1 rRNA gene is annotated in these 475 nt (G+C 41.5%); it reads right to left on the bottom strand.

The features are described from left to right. Positions 1 to 312 precede the first annotated feature (312 nt). Positions 313 to 431 (bottom strand): 5S ribosomal RNA (gene rrf, locus F0L46_RS27645). Positions 432 to 475: the final 44 nt, after the last annotated feature.

The following is a 475-nucleotide window of genomic DNA, read 5'->3' as shown; positions in this document are numbered from 1 at the left end:
CCCACCCGCTATGTAGGGATACCCCATCTAGTCTTAACGAGCTTTGATGCATGAAAAAATTCGAAAACAATGCTTGAACAAGTAATTTTGGGTCCGTAATATAGCCCAAATCACGAAAATGCCCGAAAAAGTACTTAAAGGTCAAAATTTGGAGTCGACAAAAAGTCAATGGAAAAGTTCCATTGTCTTGCTTCTTTCGTCGGAGGGCTCTCTTTGGGCTTTCCGAAAAGGTATCACATGCCAAGTTTGGCCTCACGGTATAGAAGTTATAGAGTCATAAAGTTTTAACCAAAAAAAAAAAAAAAAAAAAAAGGGATGCAACACGAGGACTTCCCGGGAGGTCACCCATCCTAGTACTACTCTCGCCCAAGCACGCTTAACTGCGGAGTTCTGATGGGATCCGGTGCATTAGTGCTGGTATGATCGCATCCGTTAGTATATGCAATGCAATCGTATATATTCTTTTTTGAAGACT

The organism is Salinarimonas soli (genome assembly GCF_008386575.1).
Taxonomy (GTDB): Bacteria; Pseudomonadota; Alphaproteobacteria; order Rhizobiales; family Beijerinckiaceae; genus Salinarimonas_A; species Salinarimonas_A soli.
Note: the sequence above shows the minus strand (reverse complement) of the source record. Positions and strands in the feature narration are given on the sequence as shown.